Source organism: Streptomyces triticagri, from assembly GCF_003429565.1.
Classification (GTDB): Bacteria; Actinomycetota; Actinomycetes; order Streptomycetales; family Streptomycetaceae; genus Streptomyces; species Streptomyces triticagri.
The window spans coordinates 24,887-47,451 of the sequence record NZ_QUAK01000083.1 but is presented as its reverse complement, the minus strand read 5'-3'; the positions used below and the strand labels follow the sequence as shown (position 1 = coordinate 47,451).

Annotated in this window: 18 protein-coding genes; 7 read left to right on the top strand and 11 right to left on the bottom strand. The window is 72.2% G+C overall.

Annotated elements, in window-relative coordinates:
- Window positions 1-3 precede the first annotated feature (3 nt).
- Window positions 4-3,699 carry a nitrate reductase subunit alpha gene (locus DY218_RS15410; protein WP_128556594.1) on the bottom strand — a complete coding sequence of 1,232 codons (3,696 nt, stop codon included), beginning with the start codon at window positions 3,697-3,699 and terminating at the stop codon, window positions 4-6.
- A 294-nt stretch (window positions 3,700-3,993) separates the two neighbouring features.
- Window positions 3,994-4,167, bottom strand: a complete 174-nt coding sequence (locus tag DY218_RS34560) for a hypothetical protein (RefSeq protein WP_199566743.1) — start codon at window positions 4,165-4,167, stop codon at window positions 3,994-3,996.
- A gap of 164 nt (window positions 4,168-4,331) precedes the next feature.
- Between DY218_RS34560 and DY218_RS15400 the strand changes: the two genes are divergently transcribed.
- A complete protein-coding gene (locus tag DY218_RS15400; RefSeq protein ID WP_128556593.1) occupies window positions 4,332-5,534 on the top strand; it encodes a sensor histidine kinase in 1,203 nt (400 codons plus the stop codon).
- Window positions 5,522-6,166, top strand: coding sequence for a LuxR C-terminal-related transcriptional regulator (locus tag DY218_RS15395; RefSeq protein ID WP_128556592.1), 645 nt, complete (start codon window positions 5,522-5,524; stop codon window positions 6,164-6,166). Before DY218_RS15400 ends, DY218_RS15395 begins: the two co-directional genes overlap by 13 nt.
- A gap of 66 nt (window positions 6,167-6,232) precedes the next feature.
- Here the strand turns inward: DY218_RS15395 and DY218_RS15390 are convergent, their stop codons facing one another.
- Both DY218_RS15390 and DY218_RS15385 read right to left on the bottom strand, forming a co-directional pair.
- Window positions 6,233-8,806, bottom strand: coding sequence for an ABC transporter permease (locus tag DY218_RS15390; RefSeq protein WP_128556591.1), 2,574 nt, complete (start codon window positions 8,804-8,806; stop codon window positions 6,233-6,235).
- The gene (locus DY218_RS15385) at window positions 8,803-9,621 is read right to left on the bottom strand and encodes an ABC transporter ATP-binding protein (RefSeq protein WP_128556590.1); all 819 of its coding nucleotides are present in this window, start codon (window positions 9,619-9,621) and stop codon (window positions 8,803-8,805) included. The genes DY218_RS15390 and DY218_RS15385 overlap by 4 nt, the downstream gene beginning before the upstream one ends.
- Window positions 9,622-9,918: 297 nt before the next feature.
- Here DY218_RS15385 and DY218_RS15380 point away from each other — a divergent pair, with 297 nt between their 5' ends.
- On the top strand, window positions 9,919-10,335 hold the full coding sequence (locus tag DY218_RS15380; protein ID WP_128556589.1) for a hypothetical protein: 417 nt from the start codon (window positions 9,919-9,921) through the stop codon (window positions 10,333-10,335).
- 41 nt (window positions 10,336-10,376) lie between these two features.
- On the opposite strand, the gene DY218_RS15375 is transcribed toward DY218_RS15380, so the two are convergent.
- Entirely contained in the window at window positions 10,377-11,189 is an 813-nt protein-coding gene (locus DY218_RS15375; RefSeq protein WP_128556588.1) for a helix-turn-helix domain-containing protein, read from the bottom strand.
- Window positions 11,190-11,290: 101 nt separating this feature from the next.
- Between DY218_RS15375 and DY218_RS15370 the strand changes: the two genes are divergently transcribed.
- From DY218_RS15370 to DY218_RS15360, 3 genes are all read left to right on the top strand, one after another.
- On the top strand, window positions 11,291-11,596 hold the full coding sequence (locus DY218_RS15370; protein WP_128556587.1) for a 4a-hydroxytetrahydrobiopterin dehydratase: 306 nt from the start codon (window positions 11,291-11,293) through the stop codon (window positions 11,594-11,596).
- Between the two features lie 112 nt (window positions 11,597-11,708).
- A complete protein-coding gene (locus tag DY218_RS15365; RefSeq protein WP_128556586.1) occupies window positions 11,709-12,632 on the top strand; it encodes a class I SAM-dependent methyltransferase in 924 nt (307 codons plus the stop codon).
- 163 nt (window positions 12,633-12,795) lie between these two features.
- On the top strand, window positions 12,796-13,716 hold the full coding sequence (locus tag DY218_RS15360) for a slipin family protein (protein ID WP_128556585.1): 921 nt from the start codon (window positions 12,796-12,798) through the stop codon (window positions 13,714-13,716).
- A 60-nt stretch (window positions 13,717-13,776) separates the two neighbouring features.
- On the opposite strand, the gene DY218_RS15355 is transcribed toward DY218_RS15360, so the two are convergent.
- The 5 genes from DY218_RS15355 to DY218_RS15335 all read right to left on the bottom strand — a co-directional run bounded on the left by DY218_RS15355 (window position 13,777) and on the right by DY218_RS15335 (window position 20,002).
- Window positions 13,777-14,610: an aldo/keto reductase gene (locus DY218_RS15355; protein ID WP_128556584.1), complete on the bottom strand. Its 834-nt coding sequence runs from the start codon at window positions 14,608-14,610 to the stop codon at window positions 13,777-13,779.
- Between the two features lie 126 nt (window positions 14,611-14,736).
- A complete protein-coding gene (locus DY218_RS15350; protein ID WP_128556583.1) occupies window positions 14,737-15,609 on the bottom strand; it encodes an ABC transporter ATP-binding protein in 873 nt (290 codons plus the stop codon).
- Between the two features lie 14 nt (window positions 15,610-15,623).
- Window positions 15,624-16,985 (bottom strand): ATP-binding cassette domain-containing protein, encoded by a 1,362-nt coding sequence (locus tag DY218_RS15345; protein WP_233521612.1) that lies wholly within the window; start codon window positions 16,983-16,985, stop codon window positions 15,624-15,626.
- Window positions 16,986-17,034: 49 nt separating this feature from the next.
- Window positions 17,035-18,858, bottom strand: a complete 1,824-nt coding sequence (locus tag DY218_RS15340; RefSeq protein ID WP_128556582.1) for an AMP-dependent synthetase/ligase — start codon at window positions 18,856-18,858, stop codon at window positions 17,035-17,037.
- Window positions 18,859-19,126: 268 nt separating this feature from the next.
- A complete protein-coding gene (locus DY218_RS15335; RefSeq protein ID WP_128556581.1) occupies window positions 19,127-20,002 on the bottom strand; it encodes a LysR substrate-binding domain-containing protein in 876 nt (291 codons plus the stop codon).
- A 141-nt stretch (window positions 20,003-20,143) separates the two neighbouring features.
- Between DY218_RS15335 and DY218_RS15330 the strand changes: the two genes are divergently transcribed.
- Window positions 20,144-21,199 (top strand): bile acid:sodium symporter family protein, encoded by a 1,056-nt coding sequence (locus DY218_RS15330; protein WP_128556580.1) that lies wholly within the window; start codon window positions 20,144-20,146, stop codon window positions 21,197-21,199.
- Here the strand turns inward: DY218_RS15330 and DY218_RS15325 are convergent.
- Entirely contained in the window at window positions 21,135-22,466 is a 1,332-nt protein-coding gene (locus DY218_RS15325; RefSeq protein WP_407703630.1) for a hypothetical protein, read from the bottom strand. The genes DY218_RS15330 and DY218_RS15325 overlap by 65 nt on opposite strands.
- Window positions 22,467-22,565: the final 99 nt, after the last annotated feature.

The window sequence follows — 22,565 nt, the reverse complement described above, 5'->3', positions numbered from 1 at the left end:
GCTCTAGTAGGACACTGTCTGGGAACGTCTGCGGATGACCGTCACCTCGTCGCGCTGATTGCCGGTCGGGCCCAAGTAGTTGAAGGCCCAGGAGAGTTGGGCGTAGCCGCCGATGAGATGGCTGGGCTTCATCAGGACCCGGGTGAGGGAGTTGTGGATGCCGCCGCGGCGGCCGGTGGTCTCGGCCTTCGGCACATTGACCGTGCGTTCCTGTGCGTGGTGCATATAGACCGTGCCGGCCGGCATGCGGTGCGAGACGATGGCGCGGGCCACCACCACACCGTTGCGGTTGACCGCCTCGATCCAGTCGTTGTCCTTCACCCCGATGGACTCGGCGTCCTGCGGGGACATCCAGATGCACTGGCCGCCGCGGGACAGGGACAGCATGAAGAGGTTGTCCTGGTACTCCGAGTGGATCGACCACTTGTTGTGCGGGGTGAGGTAACGGACCGTCACCTCCTTCTCGCCGTCAGGCCCGAGGACCGGTTCGTTGAAGAGGCGGTGCATGTCGAGCGGCGGCCGGTACACCGGCAGTGCTTCGCCCAGCTCGTGGATCCAGTCGTGGTCGAGGAAGAAGTGCTGGCGTCCGGTGAGGGTGTGCCAGGGCTTGAGATGCTCGGTGTTGAGGGTGAACGCCGTGTAGCGGCGCCCGCCCGACTCGCTGCCCGACCACTCCGGCGAGGTGATCACCGGGACCGGCGCGGCCTGCGTGTCCGCATACGTGATGCGCTTGCCCTCGGCCTCCGCGGCCAGATGCGCCATCTCCTGGCCGGTGCGCTCCTCCAGAGTGTGGAAGCCCTGGGTGGCGAGCCGCCCGTTGGTGGTGCCGGACAGCGCCAGGATGGTGTTCGCGGCCTTCACCGCCGTGTCCAGGAGCGGGCGCCCGTCGGCCGGACCACCGTGCGCCGTGCCGTTGCGCCTGGCCAGGTCCGCGATCTCCTCGTCGGGCCGGAAGGCGATGCCCTTCACCGGCAGACCCAGCTTGTCGGCGAGCGGACCGAGCGAGGCGAACTTCGCACCGATCGCCGTGTAGTCCCGCTCCACCACGGTCAGTTGGGGCATCGTCCGGCCCGGCACCGGCTCGCAGTCCCCGCGCCGCCAGTCCAGGCACACCCCGCCGGGCTGCGCCGTCTCGCCCGGGGTGTCGTGCTGCAGGGCGGTGGCCACCAGGTCCTTGCGTACGTCCAAGTGGCCTGCGGCGAGTTCACTGAGCCGCTGCGCAAGCCCGTGGAAGGTGTCGAAGTCGGTGCGCGCCTGCCAGGGCGGGTCCACGGCAGGGGTGAACGAGTGGACGTACGGGTGCATGTCGGTCGACGACAGGTCGTGCTTCTCGTACCAGGTCGCCGCGGGCAGCACCACGTCCGAGAGCAGAGTGGAGGAGGTCTGCCGGAAGTCGAGCGAAAGCAGCAGATCGAGCTTTCCCTCCGGTGCCTCCTCGTGCCACGTCACATCCCGCGGCCGTTCGTCCTCGGACGCCTCCGTCGCGTTCAACGACGAGTGGGTGCCGAGGAGATGGCGGGTGAAGTACTCGGCGCCCTTCGCCGACGAACCGAGCAGATTGGCCCGCCACAGGGTCAGCACCCGCGGCCAGTTCTCCGGCGCGTCCGGGTCCTCGCAGGCGAACTTCAGGCTGCCCGCCTTGAGCCCGGCCACCGCGTCCGCGACCGGGTCCGCACTGTCGGCGAGATCGAGCGGATTGCGGTCGAAGGTCGGATACGAGGGCATCCAGCCCGCGCGCGCCGACTGGGCGAGGCAGTCGGCCCCCGTCATCCCGTCGAAGCGGCCCTCACCGAGCGGCGAGGCGAGCACATCGGCGCCGAACCGGTCGTAGCGCCACTGGTCGGTGTTGAGGAACCAGTACGCGGCGCCGATCATCTGCCGCGGCGGCCGGCTCCAGTCGCCCGCACCGGCGAGGGTGGCCCAGCCGGTCGAGGGGCGGCACTTCTCCTGGCCGACGTAGTGCGCCCAGCCGCCGCCGTTGCGCCCCTGGCAGCCGGTCAGCTGCAGCAGCGCGAGGAAGGCACGGTAGATGGTCTCGGAGTGGAACCAGTGGTTGGTGCCCGCGCCCATCAGGATCATGCAGCGGCCCTCGGACCGCTCCGCGGTGTCCGCGAACTCCCGGGCGATACGGACCGCCGCCGCGGCCGGCACCGAGGTCAGCGCCTCCTGCCAGCCCGGCGTCCCCGGCGCGTCGACATCCTCGTACGACGACGGCCAGTCACCCGGCAGACCGTCGCGGCCCACCCCGTACTGGGCGAGCAGCAGGTCGAAGACCGTGGTCACAAGCGGCCCGTCCTGGCCGCCGAGCCGGGTGGCCGGCACCCCGCGGCGCAGCACCTCGCCACGTCCCTGCCCGTGCTCACCTCCCTCGGTGTCGAACCGCGGAAGCAGCACCTCCACCCCGGCGGCCACGTCGCTGCCCTGCAGCGAAAGGCGCGGCTCGATCTCACCCAGGTCCAGATTCCACTTGCCCTTGCCCGACTCGGTCCAGCGGAAGCCGAGGGAGCCGCCCGGCACCACCGGCTCGCCCGTCACGTCGTCGAGCACCACGGTCTTCCACTCGGCGCCCTCGGAGGTGTCCCCGACATCGCTCGCCCGCAGGAACTTGTGCGGCACCCAGGCACCGTCACGGCGGGTGAGGGTCACCAGGAACGGCAGGTCGGTGAACTTCCGTACGTAGTCCGAGAAGAACGCGGACTGTTTCTCCACGAAGAACTCGCGCAGGATCACATGCCCCATCGCGATGGCAAGGGCGCCGTCCGTGCCGGGGTGCGGATGCAGCCACTCGTCCGCGAACTTCGCGTTGTCGGCATAGTCCGGGGCCACCACCACGACCTTCTGGCCGCGGTAGCGGGCCTCCGCCATCCAGTGCGCGTCCGGGGTCCGGGTCACCGGCACATTGGAGCCCCACATCATCAGATACGCCGCGTCCCACCAGTCACCGGACTCCGGCACATCGGTCTGGTCGCCGAACACCTGCGGAGAGGCGACCGGCAGATCCGCGTACCAGTCGTAGAACGACAGCATCGGGGCGCCGATCAGACTCATGAACCGCGCGCCCGCCGCATGCGACACCATCGACATCGCGGGGATCGGGGAGAAGCCGGCGACCCGGTCCGGGCCGTACTTCTTGATGGTGTGCACATGCGCCGCGGCGACGATCTCCTGCGCCTCGTCCCAGGTCGCGCGCACCAGACCGCCCTTGCCGCGGGCCTGCTGATAGCGGCGCCGGCGCTCCGGGTCGTCCTGGATGTCCGCCCAGGCGAGCACCGGATCACCGAGCCGCCGCTTCGCCTCCCGGTACATGTCGAGCAGCACGCCCCTGATGTACGGGTAGCGCACCCGGGTCGGCGAGTAGGTGTACCAGGAGAAGGCGGCGCCGCGCGGGCAGCCGCGCGGCTCGTACTCGGGGCGGTCCGGGCCCACCGAGGGATAGTCCGTCTGCTGGGTCTCCCAGGTGATGATGCCGTCCTTGACGTACACCTTCCAGCGGCAGGAGCCCGTGCAGTTCACCCCGTGCGTGGAGTTGACGACCTTGTCGTGGCTCCACCGGTCGCGGTAGAAGGCGTCCGCCGCCCGGCCGCCCTCGATCTGCACACTGTGCATGTCCGGTGCGGCGGTGCCCCGGCGGAAGAACCTGCCGGCGCGCAGCAGCGCCGCGCCGGGTTCGGTGACGGGGTCGGTCGAGTGGTCGGTCACCGGACGGCTCCCTCGGGTCTGCGCGTGGGCACGTTGGTCGTATCCGGGAAGTCCTGTGCGGTGCTCGCGGTGTCCGGTGCGTGCTCTCGGCGTGCCGGCCGGAAGTCCTCGTACTGGATGTACTTGGGCTTTCGGCCGGTGCGGCGAGAGTGCGTGCCGGGCGCCGTGTGCGCCGTGCAGGACTTCCCGGATACGACCTAAGACCCGAAGTTAGGCGCGCGACGGGGGAGCCACCTCTCCGTGGGGGCCGTACGGGTTGCGCGCGGCGCCGGTGCGGGGGGAGGGGTGTACGGCTCAGGTGTGCTGCGGGTCCCGGTCACGCAGCATCCACAGCGCGAACCCCGAGCCGAGGACGATGACTCCGGACACCACGCTGAGCGCCACCTGGGTCGCCCCGGAGAACAGGATGCTCGTGAACACGTTGAAGAGCAGCGAGCAGACGAGCACGAACCAGAGCAGGGCCTTCATGGCGAACTCCCGTGAGGTGAGCGGCGACGCGCGGCCGACGCGGCGCGTCCTGATGTCTCCATCCTGAGCGACGAGCACCGGCCCCCGGCAGGGCACAGACCCGTCGACCGATGGTGTAGCCCGCTCCACCCCGCTGACCAGGTCAGGTCACATACGCTGAGCGCATGGACGAGGCGGTACGCAGGGCCGGGCGGGCGACGCGGCATCTCGCCGTCGGCTTCGGACTCGGCTGCGCCTGCTACGTGCTGCTCGGGATCGTCCTCGTCGGCCTCGCGGCGACCGCCCTGGTGGTCGGTGCCGGGATGCTGCCGGAGACCGTGATGACCGTACGCCGCTTCGCCGGCTTCGAGCGCCGGCGGGTGGCCGCCCGCACCGGAGTCCCGGTCCCCGACTCGTATCCGCCGCTCACCGGACCGCTCGCCGAACGGCTGCGGAACGCCACCACCGACCCCAGCACGTACCGCGATCTGCGCTGGGTGGTGGCCCAACTCGTCTACGGGCTCCTGCTGTTCTACATCGCCCTGATCGTCTGGGTGCCCGCTCTGCTCGTCGACGCCGTCTGGTGCGGACTGTGCCGGCGGCGGCCGGTCGCCCTGCCGGTGCTCGACTTCCTCGCCGACCTCGAATGCGTCTGGGCGCGGGCTCTGCTGACCCCTTCGGACAGCGCGGGCCTGGCCCGCCGGGTCGAGGAGCTCGCCGAGACCAGGGCCGGCGCGGTGGCCGCGCACGGCGCCGAGCTGCGCCGCATCGAGCGCGATCTGCACGACGGCGCACAGGCCCGCCTGGTCTCCCTCTCGATGCGGATCGGCCTCGCCAAACGCGCCTACGACGCCGACCCGGTGGCCGCCCGCGCCCTGCTCGACGAGGCACAGGACCAGGCCGAGGAGGCCCTCGCCGAGCTGCGGCACGTGGTGCGCGGCATCCACCCGCCGGTGCTCACCGACCGGGGCCTGGACGGTGCGGTACGGGCGCTCGCCGCGAGCAGCGGGCTCGACGTGGAGGTCGTCACCGCCGAAGGCGACACCGACGGGCCGCGCGCACCCGCCGCAGTGGAGGCCGCCGCGTACTTCGCCGTGGCGGAGGCCCTCACCAATGCGGCCAAGCACAGCGGCGCCGAACGGGCCACGGTCACCCTCGACCGCACGCCTCGGCTGCTGCGGGTCCGGGTGCGCGACGAGGGGCGCGGGGGCGCGGAGGCAGCGCTCGGGAGAGGCGCAGGTGCCCTCGGTGCGGGGCCCGAACACCCCCTCGGCACCGGCCTGTTCGGCATCCGCCGCCGGGTCGCAGCGCTGGACGGCACCGTGCGGGTGACCAGCCCCGACGGGGGACCTACCGAGATCGAAGTGGAGTTGCCGTGCGCGTGGTGATCGCCGAGGACAATGCCCTGCTCCGGGAGGGCCTGGTCCTGCTGCTGCGCTCCAGCGGCCACGAGGTGGCGGGAGTCGCGGCCACCGGCCCGGAGATCCTGCCCCTCCTGGTCGAGCAGCGCCCGGACGCCGCGGTCCTGGACGTACGGATGCCGCCGGGCTTCCGGGACGAGGGACTCAGGGCCGCCCTCGAAGCGCGCGTGCAGCTGCCGGGGCTTCCGGTGCTCGTGCTCTCCCAGTACGTCGAGGAGACCTACGCGGCCGAACTGCTCGGCGGCGGTGCGCGCGGGGTCGGCTATCTGCTCAAGGACCGGGTCGGGCGGGTCGACGAGTTCCTCGATGCGCTCGGCCGGGTGGCCGAGGGCGGCACCGCGCTCGACCCCGAGGTGGTCACCGAGCTGATGTCGCGCCGGCGCCGCGACGACCCGCTCGCCACCCTCACCCCGCGCGAGCGCGAGGTGCTGCAGCTGATGGCCGAGGGGCACGACAACGCGACGATCGCCAACTCCCTCGTCATCACGGAACGTTCGGTGCACAAGCACATCGGCAATGTCTTCACCAAGCTGGAACTGCCGCCCAGCGACAGCGGGCACCGCCGAGTACGGGCGGTACTCGCGTACCTCAACGCCTGAGACCGCCGGCCGGCCTGCGCTGCTCGCGGCAGCGGCGGATACCGTGGTACTCGGCCGGCCGGCCGCTCAGCGCAGCGCCCCGCGGGCCGGGGCCAGCGTGCCCACGAGTGCGGTCACCGCGACCACTCCCACGATCAACACCCCCTGCAGCAGCGGCAGATACGGCAGTACCCGCGCCGTGGCGAAGCTGAATGCCAGCAGTGGTACGGCCGCCACCCCCGCACCCACCAACAGCCCTGTCGCGGCGATCAAGGCGGCCTCGGCGCGCAGCATCCCGCGCAGCTGGGCGCGCCCCGCGCCGACGAGGCGCAGCAGACGCAGTGCGGGCCGCCGTCCGATGCCGATCAGCGTCAGGGTGCTCAGTACGGCGATCACCGTGAACGCGCCGATCGCCGCGACCGCGACACCGCCGAGAATCTCGGCCGGACGCTCGTCGTCCACCACGAGCCTGATCGGATCCGGATTCTGACGCAGGGTCACGGCGCCGGTGTGGTCGAGGGACGGACCCAGGTGCTCGCCGATGTGCGCCCGCACCGCGGCGGGGTCGCTGCCGCGGGTGACCGCGATGAGCGCCTCCGTGCTCTGCGGCCGGCTCGTGTGCGGCGCGAGAGTGCCGCGGGAGAACAGGAAGTCGCCCAGGGCCAGGGCGCGTTCGTGCACCGCCACGACGCGCAGTGAGCGCTCCGTGCCGTCACCGAAGCGGATACGGACCCGGTCGCCGGGATACAGACCCATGGACCGGGCGCGGTCCTGGCCCACCGACACCGTGCCCGCACCGAGCTGCGACAGCGAGCCCTCGACGACGCCCGGATCCAGGGTCCGGCGCAGCGAGTTCGGGGTGACCCCGAGGGCCGGCAGGCGTTCGAGGCGCGGTGAGCCCGCCTCGCGGTCCGCCAGGACCACCGTGCTGCGCAGTACGTCGTTCACGGCGGCGACCCCCGGTGTCCGGCGGACCCGGTCGAGCGCACCGGACGGCAGACCGTCGCCCGTGGCCGTCACGGCCAGCTCGGCGCGCAGCGCGGCCACCGCCTGCTCGTCGCCGGCCCGTCTCATCGTCGCGCCCGCCGACAGCTGCACCAGGACGAACGCGGTGACCAGGACGACGGGCGTGATCGCCGCACCGAGGCGCCGCGCTCCCGCCGCGCACTCCGCCGCCGCGAGCCGCCCCGCAGGACCGCCGAAGCGCCGCAGTGGTACCGCCACCACCCGCGTCGCCCCGCGCGCGATCCACGGGCCGAGCACGGCGCAGCCGACGACCATCGTCAACGCCGCCGTACTGGCCGCGGCCGCCGCCACCGAGCCGCTCCCCAGAGTCGCGGTGCCGGCCGCACTGACACCGAGTCCGAGGAGCACCAGGCCGGCGATCCGCCGGGCCGGCCGCTCACGGGTCGGCTCGACCGCCGTGGCCCCCAGCGCCTCCGCCGGACGGGCCCGGGCGATGGGCCCGCAGCCGAGGAACGCGGTGAGCCGGGCGATGCCCACGGTCAGACCGGCCGTGACCAGGACCCCGGTGAACAGCCAGCCGGGCGTGGCCGGTTGGAATCCTGCGGGGAGCGCGCCGCCCGAGCGCAGCAGCCCGAGCAGACCGAAACAGGCCGGCACCGACGTGGCTGCGCCCAGCAGCGCCGGCCACACCGAGATCCGCAGCACCTCCCGGCCCACGGCCGCCCGCAGCTGACGCGGGGACGCGCCCACCGCCCGCAGCAGCGCCAACTCGCCCGCGCGCTGGCGCAGCGCCTGCCCGACGAGCGAGACCGTCACCAGGACCGCGATCAGGACCACCGTTCCCGAGACGGCCCCGCACATCTCCAGGAGTGCGGACCGCGCGGGCGCCGCCGCCAACTGCTCGGCCGCGCCCCGCCCGTCACCCGTGAACACCCGCAGCGAGGAGCTGTCGTCGGCAGCCCGCACCTCCGCGCGGGCGTCCCGCGTCTCCGCACGGTCCAGGGCGTCCCGCACCCGCGAGTGCAACTCGCCCGCGCCCAGGCCCGGTTCGGCCACCAGACCGATGGCGTCCGCGGTGTCCGGATGCCCGGACAGCCGCCGCGCCTCGCCCGCGGCGAAATGCACGGCGTCCGTGCCCTCGGCCACGCCCACCACGGTGTACGTACGGGCCACCCCGCCGGACCGCACCCGCATCCGGTCGCCGGGTGACGCCCCCTGGCCCTGTGACACCACCACCTCTCCCGCCGCGCGCGGACCCCGGCCCGAGCGCAGTTCGTACGGGGCGAGGCGCGCAGCGTCCCAGGAACCGCCGGTCAGGGCCCGCTCCCCGTCGCCGCCCGTCACCGGGAAGGTGCTGTCGGGAACCGCCGCCCGCACCCCTGCCACCTGCGTGAGCAGGCCGACCGTGCGCCACGGCACCCCGATCCGCTCGGTCAGCGCGGCCTCGGCCGTCTCGGGATCGCTGCCCCACGGCTTCGCCCGATAGCGCGTCGTCTGGTCGGCGGCCACCACCGCGTCGGCGGCCGCATACCGCTCCACGCGCGCGTGACCGAGCGCTGTCGCTCCGACGACCAGCGCGAACGTGCCGAGCAGCAGCGAGGCGAGCGCGAGCGACGCGACCACCGCGGCCCACGCCCTGCGGTGCGTACGACGCCAACGCGCGGCGATGAGTGCCACCCCCGGTGCGGCACTCATCGGCGGCCCAACTCGTGCAGCAGGCGCCGCACTTCGCCCGCATCGGGCGTGCCCATCCGGGCCGCGAGGCACCCTCCGTGCAGGAACACCGCCTCGTCCGCCCAGGCCGCCGCCACCGGATCGTGCGTGACCATCAGCACCGTGCGTCCGGCGTCCGCGGCCCGGCGCAGCAGGGCAAGCACCTCGGCCGCGGTCACCGGGTCGAGGGCGCCCGTGGGCTCGTCGGCGAAGACCACGTCGGGATCGGTGACCAGCGCTCGGGCCACCGCAACCCGCTGCTGCTGGCCGCCCGAGAGCAGGTCCGGGCGGTCGTCCGCGCGGTCCGCCAGACCCACGGCGTCGAGTGCGGCCCGCGCCCGCCCGGCCTCCTCCTGCTGCGTCCCGGCCGGCCGGCGCGTACGCCCCGGGCCGCCCGCAAGGAGCAGCGGCAGCGCGGCGTTCTCCAGGACGCTCAGCGACGGCACCAGATTCAAGGACTGGAAGACGAAACCGACCCGGTCGCGGCGCAGCCGCGTGAGTGCCGCCTCGCCGAGCCCCGTGAGACTCGTCCCACCGATCCGCACCGTCCCGGCGGTCGGCCGGTCGAGTCCCGCCGCGCACTGAAGCAGCGTCGACTTGCCCGAACCGGAACGGCCGAGCACGGCCACCATCCGGCCCGCCGGCACCCGCAGGCTCACCGCGTCGAGCGCGGTCACCCCGCCTCGGTAGGCGCGGCTCACCCCGTCCAGGGCCAGGGCAGGGGCCGGCTCGGCCTGCACCGTCCCGGCAGGGCCACCGCCGCCCACGACCCGAGTACCACCACGACGCCAGAACATCTTCACGCCCCTTCGATTCGCCCCCGCACCAGGTGGCCGAGAACCGCCCGGACCCGCCCAGGGGGCCGAGGACTTCCTGCTCCTCACGCTAGGAATCCGCGGAATCGATCACGAGGGCGCAGACACCCGTCCCCTGGGTGGAGCCTGCTCCACCGCGCCGGCGCCCTTACCTCCGACGTAATCGACCGACCTCGCCGGCCCCGGCATCGTGAGAGGCACCGGGCCCCGGGACGGCGCACTCCGCCCCGGTGTCCGGCCCACCACCTGTCCGTGCACCCATCCACCACGGAGGTCACCATGTCGACGTATCAACTCGCCGCAATCGCCCGCACCCCCGAGCCGCGGACCGCGCTGCGCCGCTTCCTCGCCGCGGACGCCCTGGTGACCTCCGCCAACGGACTGGCCTATCTCGCCCTGTCCGGACCGCTCGGCCGCCTGCTCGGCGTGGACTCCGGGCTGCTGCTCCCGCTCGGCGCCGGCCTGGTCGCGTATGCGGTGGCCGTCGGCCTGATCGCCCGGCGGGCCGAACCGCCCGCCCTCGCCGTCCGGGCGGTCGTCGAGGCCAATCTCGCCTGGTCGGCGCTCAGCCTCGTCGCGCTCTTCGCCTGGCTCTCGCCGTCCACCGCCGGCGCCGTGTGGATCCCGCTGCAGGCGCTGGTGGTGGCAGGGTTCGCGGCTCTGCAGCACACCGCCCAGCGTGCTCTGAGGGCCTGAGCCGTGCTCTCAGGCCCTGAGCCTGCGATCGCGCACCGGGCTCAACCCGCCAGCGCGTTCAGGTACTTGACCGTCGCCGGGTCGGCCGGGAGCAGCGTCTCGATGGCCAGCTCGGCGACCGTCACATCCATCGGTGTGTTGAACGTGGAGATCGACGACACGAAGGACAGCAGCTGCCCGTTGTGCTCGATACGCAGCGGCAGCGCGAAGTACGGCGCAGAACCGGGACCCGTACGCTCATCGCTCGCCGTACTCCCCGGATCGTCCACCGGGTACGCGGCGACCTCCTCGTACAGCGCCCGCAGGGCGTCGGAGCGCTGCAGGGCGATCTGCCGGTCCATCTGATGCAGCAGATGCCCCCGCCACTCGGCCAGATTGCGGATGCGCGGGGCGAGCCCCTCCGGGTGCAGGGTCAGCCGCATGGCGTTGATCGGGGGCTCGAGGAGATGGCCGGGCAGCCCGTCGAGCAGGAGCATGATCGCCCGGTTCGCCGACACCACCTGGTACGTGGCGTCCACCACCAGCGCCGGATACGGCTCGTACCCCTGCAGCAGCTGCTCGACCGCCTCCCGGAACGTGCCGAGGGCGGGGTCGTCCAGCGGGGTCTCGGGGAACCTGGGCGCGTACCCCGCGGCGAGCAGCAGCGCATTCTGCTCCCGTACGGGTACGTCGAGGTGCTCGGCGAGGCGGAGCAGGAACTCCTCGCTCGGGCGCGACCGGCCCGTCTCCACGAAACTGATGTGGCGGGCCGAGGAGTCCGCGCGCAGCGCCAGGTCCAGCTGGCTGATCCGGCGCTGCTCCCGCCAGCCCCGCAGGAGCGGGCCTACTCCCTTGCCGGGCGCGCCAGTTGTCATGGGGAGACGGTAGCCGATCGGTGGGCGTCCGGCCGTTTCGCGTGGCAGGCTTGAAGCAGGGGGCGAGTCCCACCCGTACCACGCATCGAAGGAGCGCGGTCATGCCGGACGCACCGCTGTCGCAGCAGGACATCGCCACCCGCCTCACCGAACTTCCGGGCTGGAGCCACGAGGACGACCGCCTGGTGCGTACGTACCGGGTGAGCTCGCACTTCGCGGCGGCCGCCCTCGCCATGCACATCGCCCAGGTGCAGGACGAGCTCGACCACCACTCCGATCTGACGCTCGGCTACAACACGGTCGGCATCGCCGTGAACACGCACAGTGCGGGCGGTGCCGTGACCGCCAAGGACTTCACGCTGGCGGCCCGGATCCAGCTGCTCGCGGCGGCGCACGGGGCGGACTGAGCCGCGCGAGCGGCCTTTTGCGGTATCGGCAAGGCGGGTTGCTCCCGTGCTGGAGGCGGCCGAGGGTGGAGCCGTAGCCGGCGATACGACGGAAGGCAGAGGGCGGCGGGTCATGGGCGGTCATCACGGGCACGGGCAGGGACATGCGCAGGCGCAGGCGCAGGGACATGCGCACGGGCACGGTGGGGCGGATCTCGACTGGGGCGCGATGGGGGACACCCTGGAGCGCCGCGGAGAGCTGTATCTGCCGCTCTACCGGCAGATCATCGACGACGTGCGGGAGATGGCCGCCGCTCCCCGGCGCATGCTCGACGCCGGCAGCGGCCCAGGGGTGATCTCCGCACTGCTCGCCGAGTCCTTCCCCGACGCCGCGGTGACCGCCGTCGACGAGGCGCCCGAACTGCTGCGGCGAGCGCGGGAACGGGCCGAACGGATCGGCATGGGCGACAGGGTGGCCACTCTGCAGGCCGAACTTCCCGACGGCCTGGGTGACTTGGCCGACCTCGACCTCGTATGGCTCGGGCAGGCGCTGCACCACATCGGCGATCAGGGCGCCGCGCTGGGTGAGTTCGCGCGGCGGATGGCGCCCGGCGGTGTGCTCGTCCTGCTCGAGGGCGGGCTGCCGGCGCGGTATCTGCCACGCCAGTTCGGGATCGGCCGGCCCGGGCTCGAGGCGCGGATCGATGCACTGCATGCGGAGTGGTTCGCGGAGATGCGGGCGGGGCTGCCGGGGGCGAAGGAGGAGCCGGAGGACTGGTCCGCGCTGCTCGCCGGGGCGGGGCTGCGGCATGTGGTGTCCCGTACGTATCTGCTGGATCTGCCCGCGCCGCTGTCCGAAACGGGGCGGGAGCATGTCGTGGCGACGGTCTCGCGCATGCGGGACGGCCTTCTGGACGGCCTGACGTCCGAGGACCGGCGCACGCTGGATCGGCTGCTCGATCCGGCGGATCCGGAGAGCCTCCACCAGCGTCCGGACGTCTTCGTCCTGGATGCGCAGACGGTGCACTTCGCCGCCCTGCCGGGCTCCTCCGACTGATTCAGCCCGTCCGGGGATCCGGACGAGGACCGGGGGAGTTCGAGGCGGGGGACCCGCAGACGGACCGAATCCGGTGCCGTACGGGCCGGCGGTGCGCGGGCGCTTCTCAAAAGCGGAAGTCCGCCTATGGTGGTAATACGCTCCGGTCCGGAAGGGGGCCGTGATGATCGAGGAACTCGCCATCGCCGGCGCCGCAACCGCATCAGCCGCGGTCGTGTACGTCGCCGCCGCCGCCCGAGTCGTCAAGCAGTACGAACGGGGCCTCGTATTCCGTCTCGGCCGTATCCACGGCCAGGCCCGTGGACCGGGTTTCACCCTGGTGATCCCCGCAATCGACCGCATGCGGAAAGTGAATCTGCAGATCGTGACTCTGCCGGTCCCCGCGCAGGAAGGAATCACCCGCGACAACGTCACCGTGCGGGTCGACGCCGTCGTGTATTTCAAGGTCGTCGATCCGGAGGACGCGATCGTCCGCGTGGAGGACTACCGTTTCGCGGTTTCCCAGATGGCACAGACTTCGCTGCGTTCCATCATCGGAAAGAGCGAGCTGGACGATCTCCTTTCGAATCGCGAGAAATTGAATCAGGGCCTGGAATTGATGATCGACAGCCCGGCGGTGGAATGGGGCGTGTCCATCGACCGGGTCGAGATCAAGGACGTCTCGCTGCCGGAGACCATGAAGCGGTCCATGGCGCGTCAGGCGGAGGCGGACCGTGAACGCCGCGCCCGGGTGATCAACGCGGACGCGGAGCTGCAGGCGTCGAAGAAGCTGGCCGAGGCGGCGCACGAGATGTCGGACGAGCCGGCGGCGCTGCAGCTGAGGCTGTTGCAGACGGTGGTGGCCGTGGCGGCCGAGAAGAACTCGACGCTGGTGCTGCCGTTCCCCGTCGAGCTGTTGCGCTTCCTGGAGCGCGCCCAGCAGAACCAGTCCGCTCAGCAGAACCAGTCCGTACAGCAGGATCAGTCCGCCCAGCTGAGCGAGGCACCCCGGCAACCCGAGTCCCCGGCACCGGACCCGGCACCGGCCACCAAGAGCACTACCACCAACGCCCACCCGACCCCGCACGAAGGAGCCCGGCCGTAGCCGAGCTCCTCCTCAGGTGTGCTGCCGTGTACTGCCCGGCGGGTGGCCGGAGTTGTGGCCTCAGACCACGTTCATCTCCGCCGGGTCGGAGCCCAGGCGGCGGCCCTCGTCGAGGGCCGCGATCGCGCCGAGGTCCTCGTCGTCCAGCTCGAAGTCGAAGACGTCGATGTTCTCCTCGATGCGGGACGGGGTCACGGACTTGGGGATCACCACATTCCCCAGCTGAAGGTGCCAGCGCAGCACGATCTGGGCCGGCGTCCTGTCGTGCTTGCGGGCGACGGCCGCGATGGTCGGCACCTCCAGGAGGCCCTTGCCCTGGCCGAGCGGCGACCAGGCCTCGGTCGCGATCCCGTGTGCCGCGTGGACGGCGCGCGACTCCGCCTGCTGCAGCTGCGGGTGCAGCTCGATCTGGTTCACCGCCGGCACCACGGACGTCTCGCCGAGCAGCCGGTCGAGGTGCGCGGGAAGGAAGTTGGAGACACCGATGGCCCTGGTGCGGCCGTCCTCGAGCAGCTTCTCGAAGGCCTTGTACGTCTCGACGTAGGTGTCACGGGCCGGCACCGGCCAGTGGATCAGGTACAGGTCGACATGGTCGAGGCCGAGCTTGTCGAGGGAGGCGTCGAAGGCGCGCAGGGTGGCGTCGTACCCGTGGTCGGAGTTCCACAGCTTGGTGGTGACGAAGAGCTCCTCGCGGGCGATGCCCGATGCGGCGATGGCGCGGCCCGTCCCCGCCTCGTTGCCGTACACGGCCGCAGTGTCGATGCTGCGGTAACCGGCCCCGAGCGCGCTGCCGACCGCCTTCTCCGCCTCGTCGTCCGGCACCTGCCAGACGCCGAAGCCGAGCTGCGGCATGCGGACGCCGTTGTTGAGAGTGATGGTGGGGACCTTGCTCACGGACTCTTGATCCTTACGTGGTGGGGAGTTGTGCCAAGTTCCAACGATCATCGGCTCTCCAGCATTCCCGGGACCGGTGACAGTTGTGTGTGGGTCCGCCGGAGGAGTTCCGCCCCGGGACCCTGCTCAGCTCGCGGCCGTGCCGAGATACGCGTCCCGCACCTGCGCATCCGCCCGTACCTCGGCGGCGGAGCCCTGTGCGAGGACCGATCCCAGATCGAGTACGACCACCCGCGAGCACAGCTCCATCACGAACGCGACGTTGTGCTCCACAAGCAGGACGGCGCACCCCTCCTCGTCCGCGAGGCGCCGCACCACCGCGGCGAGCCGCGAGCGTTCTTCCTCGGTCATCCCGGAGGCCGGTTCGTCCAGGAGCAGCACCCGTGGCGGATCGGCCACGGCGCGGGCCAGCTCCACCATCCGGGCCCGGCCCACCGGCAGCGCTCCCGCGTACGCGTCGGCGTGCTCGCCGAGCCCGCAGAGCTCCAGCACATCGGCCGCCCGCGCCCGCCGGGCACGCTCCCCGGCGCGACGGGTGGGCGAGGCGAGCAGGTCCGCGGCGAAACCGCCTCCGCCGCCCCGCCACTCCTGGGCGACGACGAGATTGTCGGCCACCGTGAGCTGTCCGAAGAGCTGCTGACGCTGGAAGGTCCGGCGCATCCCGTGCCGGGCGCGCCACACCGGGGAGCGGTGCGTGACGTCCCGGCCGTCCAGGACGATGCGTCCCGCGTCCGGCCTGCGGATGCCGGACAGTACGTCGAAGAGTGTGGTCTTCCCGGCACCGTTCGGCCCGATCAGACCGCACACCTCGCCTGCGCCGACGCCGAGGCTCACCCCGTCCAGGGCACGGACACCACCGAACCGCACACCTACGCCCTCGGCCCGCAGGATGTGCCTTCCGGCGGCACCGCCACCGCCTTCCGGCGGCCTGCTGCCGGTGACCACGCCGACGTGGTCTGCGCCCGCCTCGCGCGGGCCACCCGCGCCCGTCCCACTCATACCCGCCGTCCCACTCACGCCCGCGCCACCCCTTCCGCTGCAGCGCCGCCCCCCGCCCGGCCGCCGCTGTCCGCCGTCCCGTCCGGCGTCGCCGCCCCGCCCGCGATGCCGAGATACGCCTCCGTGAGGCGTTCCGTGCGGACCTCCGCGCGTGGGCCGCACCATGAGACGCGGCCCTGCGACAGATAGGCCACCGTGTCCGCCACGCCCAGGATCTCCGCGGCCTTCTCCTCGACGAGCAGCAGTGCCGTCCCGGCCGCGCGCAGTTCCCGGAGCAGCGTGAACACCTCGTCCACCACCCGCGGCGCGAGGCCGAGCGACGGCTCGTCGGCGATGAGCACCTGCGGTGGCTTCTGCAGCAGCGGCGCGAGCGCCAGCAGCTGCTGTTCACCACCGGACAGCGAGCCGGCGGCGACCCCGCGGCGATCGGCGAGGCCGGCGAAGCGCCCGTACACCGCATCCCGATCCGCACGGTCCGGCAGGTGCAGGGTCAGGTTCTCCTCGATCGACAGGGCCGGGAAGATGCCGCGCCCCTCGGGAGCGAGCAGCACGCCGGCCCGTGACCTGGCGACCGGCCCGCCGTCGGTGGCGTCCCGCCCGGCGACGTACACCCGTCCGGACGACGACGACAGGAGGCCGGCCGCCACTCGGCAAGTCGTGGACTTCCCGGCCCCGTTGGGCCCGAGCAGCGCCAGGATCTCGCCGCCGTGCACGGCCAGGTCCACTCCGTGGAGTACGGATGCGCCGTCGTATCCGGCGTGCACGCCGCGCAGTTCGAGCGCCGGCGGACCCGAGTCGGGGGCCTCGGGCGCGGGGCGCGGCGACGGTACGGCTCGCTCGACCGGGGGCGCATCCGCACGCGCCGCCCCCGCCCTTGCCGCCCGCCGCCGGTGCAACCGTGTGGGCAGCGCCGCACAGTAGCCGTCCGGGTCGTTGGCGAGCGCGAGTCCGGCCAGGCCGAAGAGGATCACCGGCAGATGCGCGGACTCCGTCACGTAGTCGGCGAGCACATGCGGTACGAGGGCGAAGACCAGCCCTGCGACCACGGCGAACTGCGGCCGGCGCACCCCGGCCGCCACCACCACGGCCAGCCAGATCAGTCCGGTCATCGCAGTGAAGTCGGTAGCCGTGACGCGGGTGTTGTACGACGCGTACATCACCCCGCCGAAGCCCGCGAGCCCCGCGGAGAGCGTGAAGAGCAGCAGCTTCGTACGGACCACCGAAACGCCGGAGGCCAGCGCGGCGGCCGGCGCCGAGCGCACCGCCAGCATCGCCCGTCCCGAGGGCGAGGCGCGCAGCGCGCTGAGTGCCGCCACCGCGGCCGTGACCAGGACGACCATGGCCACACCCATCGCCCGGTCGTCGCCCAGATCCACCGGACGGGGAGGGCGATGGGGCGTACGGCGGCGTCGACGCCCGCTGGGCTCAGGCGTGGTACAGGGCCTCGACCTCGGTCGCGTACGCCTGCTCGATCGCCTTCCGCTTCAGCTTCAGGGACGGCGTGAGCAGCCCGTGCTCCTCGGAGAACTGGTGCGCCAGTATCCGGAACGTACGGATGGACTCGGCCTGCGAGACCAGGGTGTTGGCCGCCACCACGGCCCGGCGCACCTCGGTCTCCAGATCGTGGTCACGGACCAGCTCGGCCGGCGTGAGCTTGGGTTTGCCCCGCATGTTCAGCCAGTGGTCTATGGCCTCCGCGTCCAGGGTGACCAGGGCGGCGATGTACGGGCGGTCGTTGCCGACGACGATGCACTGGGCCACCAACGGGTGGTCGCGCACCCGCTCCTCCAGCTGGGACGGCGAGACGCTCTTGCCGCCCGAGGTCACCAGGATCTCCTTCTTGCGCCCGGTGATCGTCAGATAGCCGTCGTCGTCGAGGTGCCCCAGGTCCCCGGTGGCCAGCCAGCCCTCGTTCAGGGTGGCGTCGGTGGCCTTCGGATCGCCCAGATACCCCTGGAACACATGGCGTCCGTACACCCACACCTCGCCGTCGTCCGCGATGTGGATCGTGCTGCCGGGGATCGCCTGCCCGACCGTGCCGAAGCGGGTGCGCTCCGGCGGGTTGGCGGTCGCGGCCGCGGTCGTCTCGGTGAGTCCGTACCCCTCGTAGATGATCACGCCGGCGCCCGCGAAGAACAGGCCGAGCCGGCGGTCCATGCCCGAGCCGCCCGACATCGCATGCCGTACGCGGCCGCCCATCGCGTCCCGGATCTTGGAGTACACCAGCTTGTCGAAGAGCTGGTGCTGCATGCGCAGACCGGCCGACGGGCCGGGCCCGGTGCCGAAGGCCTTGTGCTCGAGCGCATCCGCGTACTTCACCGCCACCTCGACGGCCTTGTCGAACGCACCGAGACGTCCCTCGGACTCGGCCTTGCGCCGCGCCCCGTTGAAGATCTTCTCGAAGATGTACGGGACGGCCAGGATGAACGTGGGCCGGAGCAGCTGCAGATCCGGCATCAGCGCCGAGGCGCTCAGATCCGGCTGATGCCCGAGCTTCACCCAGCCGCGGATCGCCGCGACCTGCACCATGCGGCCGAACACATGGGCCAGCGGCAGGAAGAGCAGGGTGGCCGCCTCGTCCCCGCGCTTGGAGTGGAAGACCTCCTCCCAGCGCCCCACCACGGTGTCGGACTCGTACATGAAGTTGGCGTGCGAGATCACACAGCCCTTCGGGCGGCCCGTGGTGCCCGAGGTGTAGATGACCGTGGCGACCGAGTCCGGCATCACGGCGCGCCGGTGGCGCTGCACCACGTCGTCGCCGATGTGCGCGCCCGCCGCCGTGAGTTCACCGACCGCCCCGGCATCCATCTGCCACAGACGCTCCAGATACGGCAGCCGGTCGATCACCGAGCCGATCGTCATCGCATGGTCCTCGTGCTCCACGATGCAGGAGGACACCTGCGCGTCGTGCAGCATCCAGAAGACCTGCTCGGCCGACGACGTCGGATACAGCGGCACCACCTGCGCGCCGATCGTCCACAGGGCGAAGTCGAAGAGCGTCCACTCGTAGCGGGTACGGGACATGATCGCGACCCGGTCGCCGAATCGCACCCCGCCGGCGAGCAGGCCCTTGGCGAGCGCCACGATCTCGTCGCGGAACCCGGCGGCATCGACATCCCGCCACTGACCGTCCACCTTGCGGCCGAGCACGGTCCGCGTCGGATCGTCCTCGGCATGGTCGAACACGACATCGGCGAGCCCGCCTACCGGCGGCGCCGAGGTCAGGGGTGGGGAGGTGAACTCGCGCAATGGTTCTCCTGAGACGGGCCCTGGGTGCGCCTCGCACTGCTGCGCCTCGCACAGCGCCGTGACCGTACCCCACGGCGGCAGGCGGGCGGGAGGGGGTGTCCGGGGTCGGACACGCGGTAATCGTCACAGGTCAGCAGCCGAAATCCGGCCACAAGGGTGGAGGCCGGGGCAGAGTCCTGACCACCCGGTAAGTTCCGCTGCCGTAATCTCCACCGAATTTGTACGCCTCGGTCACGGACCCGACGCGTCGGCTGCGTCTTTCGACCGTTCAGGGCCTGCCCCGGTGCAGCCGGTCACCGCCCGCGAGGATCGACCGGGCCAGGGCCCGGGCCGCGTCCCCGGCGCGGTCCCGGCCGCCCCGACCGTACAGCAGCACGAAGTCCACGTCCCCGAGCTCCGGCAGTCCCGACCTGATCCGCTCGAGGCCCGGCGGGACGAGGCCGCGGGTGTGGGCCATCACGCCGAGCCCGGCGCGGGCCGCGGCGAGCAGGCCGTTCAGGCTGCCGCTGGTGCAGGCGATGTGCCAGGACCGGCCGTCCCGCTCCAGGACGTCGAGCGCCCGGGCGCGGGTGATGCCCGGGGGCGGATAGACGATCAGCGGCACCGGACGGGCAGGGTCGAGACGCAGGCCCGCGGCGCCGATCCACACCAGCTCGTCCCGCCAGACCACGGACGACGGATCGCCCGGCACGTCCTCGGGGCGGCGCTTCGCGAGCACCAGATCGAGCTGGCCGTCGGCGAGGCGCCGGTGCAGAGTGCCGGACAGCTCCACGGTCAGTTCCAGATCGACCTCGGGGTGCGCGTGCCGGAAGGACTTGAGGATCTCCGGCAGCCGGGTGAGCACGAAGTCCTCCGAGGCCCCGAAGCGCAGCCGCCCGCGCAGCCGGGTGCCGGCGAAGAACTCCGCGGCCCGCTCGTGCGCACCGAGGATCGTGCGCGCGAAGCCGAGCATCGCCTCGCCGTCGTCGGTGAGTTCCACGCTGTGGGTGTCGCGGGTGAACAGCAGCCGCCCGGTCGCCGCCTCCAGGCGCCGTACGTGCTGGCTGACCGTCGACTGCCGCAGGCCCAGGCGGCGGGCGGCCTGGGTGAAGCTCAGAGTCTGCGCCACGGCCAGGAAGGTGCGCAGCTGCGCCGGGTCGTACATACGGCGACGCTATCGCGAACCGTGATGACAGTCAGTCCGGCGGAACGGATTCCCGATCACGGTGATCAGGTGGACGATGGAGAGGGCACGTTCCGCGCCGCCCCAGAAGTCCGAACAGTCCGAGCAAGCAAGTGGAGCACCGTGAAGCGCCTGCAGTGGCCGTCCTGGATGCCGATCGATCCCTACATCGCATCCCTGATCGCAACCGTCGGCCTCGCGGCCCTGCTCCCGGCGAGGGGCACCGGCGCCGACATCGCGTCCGGCGCCTCCACCACCGCGGTCGCCTTCCTGTTCTTCCTCTACGGAGCCCGCCTCTCCACCCGCGAGGCGCTCGACGGGCTGCGCCATTGGCGGCTCCATGTCACGGTCCTCGCCTGCACGTTCGTGGCGTTCCCGCTGATCGGCCTGGCAGCCCGCGGACTCGTCCCGTACGTCCTGACGCCGGCGCTCCACAGCGGGCTGCTCTTCCTGTGCCTGGTGCCGTCCACCATCCAGTCGTCGATCGCCTTCACCTCGATCGCCCGCGGCAACGTACCGGCCGCGATCTGCGCCGGCTCCTTCTCCTCGCTCGCCGGCATCGTGCTCACGCCGCTGCTCGCCGCGCTGCTCATCGGCGGTCAGGCGGCGTTCTCCGCGGACGGCGCGGTCAAGATCGTGGCCCAGCTCCTGGTGCCGTTCCTCGCCGGGCAGTTCCTGCGCCGCTGGATCGGCGGCTTCCTGGCCCGCCACAAGAAGGTGCTCTCGTACGTCGACCGCGGATCGATCCTGCTGGTGGTCTACACGGCGTTCAGCCAGGGCATGGTGGCCGGCATCTGGAGCCAGGTGACACCGCTCCGGCTCGGCGCGCTCCTCGTCGTGGAGGCGGTGCTCCTCGCGGTGATGCTGACCCTGACCTGGTACGGCGCGCGGCGGCTCGGCTTCGGGCGGGCCGACCGGGTGGCCGTCCAGTTCGCCGGCTCGAAGAAGTCCCTCGCCGCCGGACTGCCCATGGCCACCGTGCTGTTCGGCGCGCATGCCTCGCTCGCGGTGCTGCCGCTGATGCTCTTCCACCAGATGCAGCTGATGGTCTGCGCGGTGATCGCCAAACGGCGTGCGCTCGATCCGGCGGAGCCGGCGACCTCCGGTACCGAGGTCAGTCGCCGCGCACCAGCCGCAGCTGGACGAACCGCGGCCGGTACAGGGACACGTTCCGGGTGACGTGCGAGGCGGCCACCTGGGGCGTGGCGTCCAGCCAGTTCACGTCGTAGCTGAGCAGGAGACGGCCCTTGCGGGCGGCCACGTCCGGATGCGCCTGCGGGTTGTACACGGCCGCGTCCTTCTCCGGGGCGCTGTCCTGCGGCAGCGGCGGGGCGAAGCCCTTGGCCGGACCGTGCCAGGGTCCCGTCGGGCCGCACGACCAGTACGAGGTCACGGTGGTGAGCCCTTCGGCCCCGGCAGCCATGGTGAACAGCACCCAGGTCCCCTCCTCGCGGACCACGGTGAAGGCGGAGCCGACCCCCTTGGTGGGGCCGCCGGACTCGGCGCCCCCGCGGCCCGCGCTGCCCTGCGGGGTGGCGCCGTCGCCGAGCACCGGCTCGGCGCTGCCGCCGCGATCCGTGAACCGCTCGCCGTCCCAGTACTCCCAGGCATCAGGGTCGGCGAGGCTCCCGTCCGGCACACGCGCCACATACGCGTCGGACGCCGGCTTGGCGGCAGCCTTGCCGTCGTTGCCGCCGAAGACGTACGTATGGCCGTCGTCGTCGAGCGCTGCCGTGCCGTACAGGACGCGATGCGCCGGATCCTGCACCCCGGACTGGTCGGAGACCTCGGTGATGCCCTCGACCCGCAGATCCGGCAGCGACAGAGTGGCCACCTCGGTGGCCGTCGGCACTCCGTAGATCCACGGCCCGGTCCCGGTGGCGCGGCTCCACAGCAGCACCCGCAGCACCTTCTCGTCGGCGCCGGGGGAGCGGGGCTCCACCTTCGCGGCGACCGGCCAGCGCCACTGCCCCGGTCCCGGGTCGGGGAACACCGGAGCGGGCAGTGTGCGCTCCAGGCGGCCCGAACGGGACATCACCACGGCCGAGTTGCGTACGAAGGGGGCACTCTGATCGCGCCAGGAGTGCGGCTGCCCCGACAGATTGGGCGGCGGATGCACCGGGCCGAGATAGCTGTCGGAGAACAGCCACAGCAGACGCCCGTCCGGCAGCCGCACGGAATGCGTGCCGTCGCCTCCGGTCCAGTCGTCCGTCCGGGCCGGATCGTCCCCGTAGCGGGTGAACTCGCCGTTCGTCCGCTCGTCCGGCTCCCAGGCCCCCACCTTGCGCGGCGCGCAGGCGGCCTTGTCGTCACTGTCGTCGCCCGGCAGCGCGACGAGCAGCGCGGCACCCAGGGCGAGAACGAGCAGCAGCACGAGCCCGAGCCCCCGCCGACGCGGGCCCCCGACACCCACCTCCGCCGCACGCACCCGCTCCGCGATGGTCACCCGGGGACGCTAACCCGCGCGAAGGACGCGGTCCATGCCGACCAACACACGGTGTCCCGTCTCACAAGGCCCCCGGGCCCACTCTCAACCCCGCGCCCA

Bases quoted from the DNA above. Each gene is read 5' to 3' on its own strand.
- DY218_RS15360 (WP_128556585.1), top strand. From the start codon at position 12,796: ATGATCGAGGAACTCGCCATCGCCGGCGCCGCAACCGCATCAGCCGCG.
- DY218_RS15390 (WP_128556591.1), bottom strand. From the start codon at position 8,806: ATGAGTGCCGCACCGGGGGTGGCACTCATCGCCGCGCGTTGGCGTCGT.
- DY218_RS15335 (WP_128556581.1), bottom strand. From the start codon at position 20,002: ATGTACGACCCGGCGCAGCTGCGCACCTTCCTGGCCGTGGCGCAGACT.
- DY218_RS15385 (WP_128556590.1), bottom strand. From the start codon at position 9,621: ATGTTCTGGCGTCGTGGTGGTACTCGGGTCGTGGGCGGCGGTGGCCCT.
- DY218_RS15365 (WP_128556586.1), top strand. From the start codon at position 11,709: ATGGGCGGTCATCACGGGCACGGGCAGGGACATGCGCAGGCGCAGGCG.
- DY218_RS15350 (WP_128556583.1), bottom strand. From the start codon at position 15,609: ATGAGTGGGACGGGCGCGGGTGGCCCGCGCGAGGCGGGCGCAGACCAC.
- DY218_RS15380 (WP_128556589.1), top strand. From the start codon at position 9,919: ATGTCGACGTATCAACTCGCCGCAATCGCCCGCACCCCCGAGCCGCGG.
- DY218_RS15400 (WP_128556593.1), top strand. From the start codon at position 4,332: ATGGACGAGGCGGTACGCAGGGCCGGGCGGGCGACGCGGCATCTCGCC.
- DY218_RS15370 (WP_128556587.1), top strand. From the start codon at position 11,291: ATGCCGGACGCACCGCTGTCGCAGCAGGACATCGCCACCCGCCTCACC.
- DY218_RS15375 (WP_128556588.1), bottom strand. From the start codon at position 11,189: ATGACAACTGGCGCGCCCGGCAAGGGAGTAGGCCCGCTCCTGCGGGGC.
- DY218_RS34560 (WP_199566743.1), bottom strand. From the start codon at position 4,167: ATGAAGGCCCTGCTCTGGTTCGTGCTCGTCTGCTCGCTGCTCTTCAAC.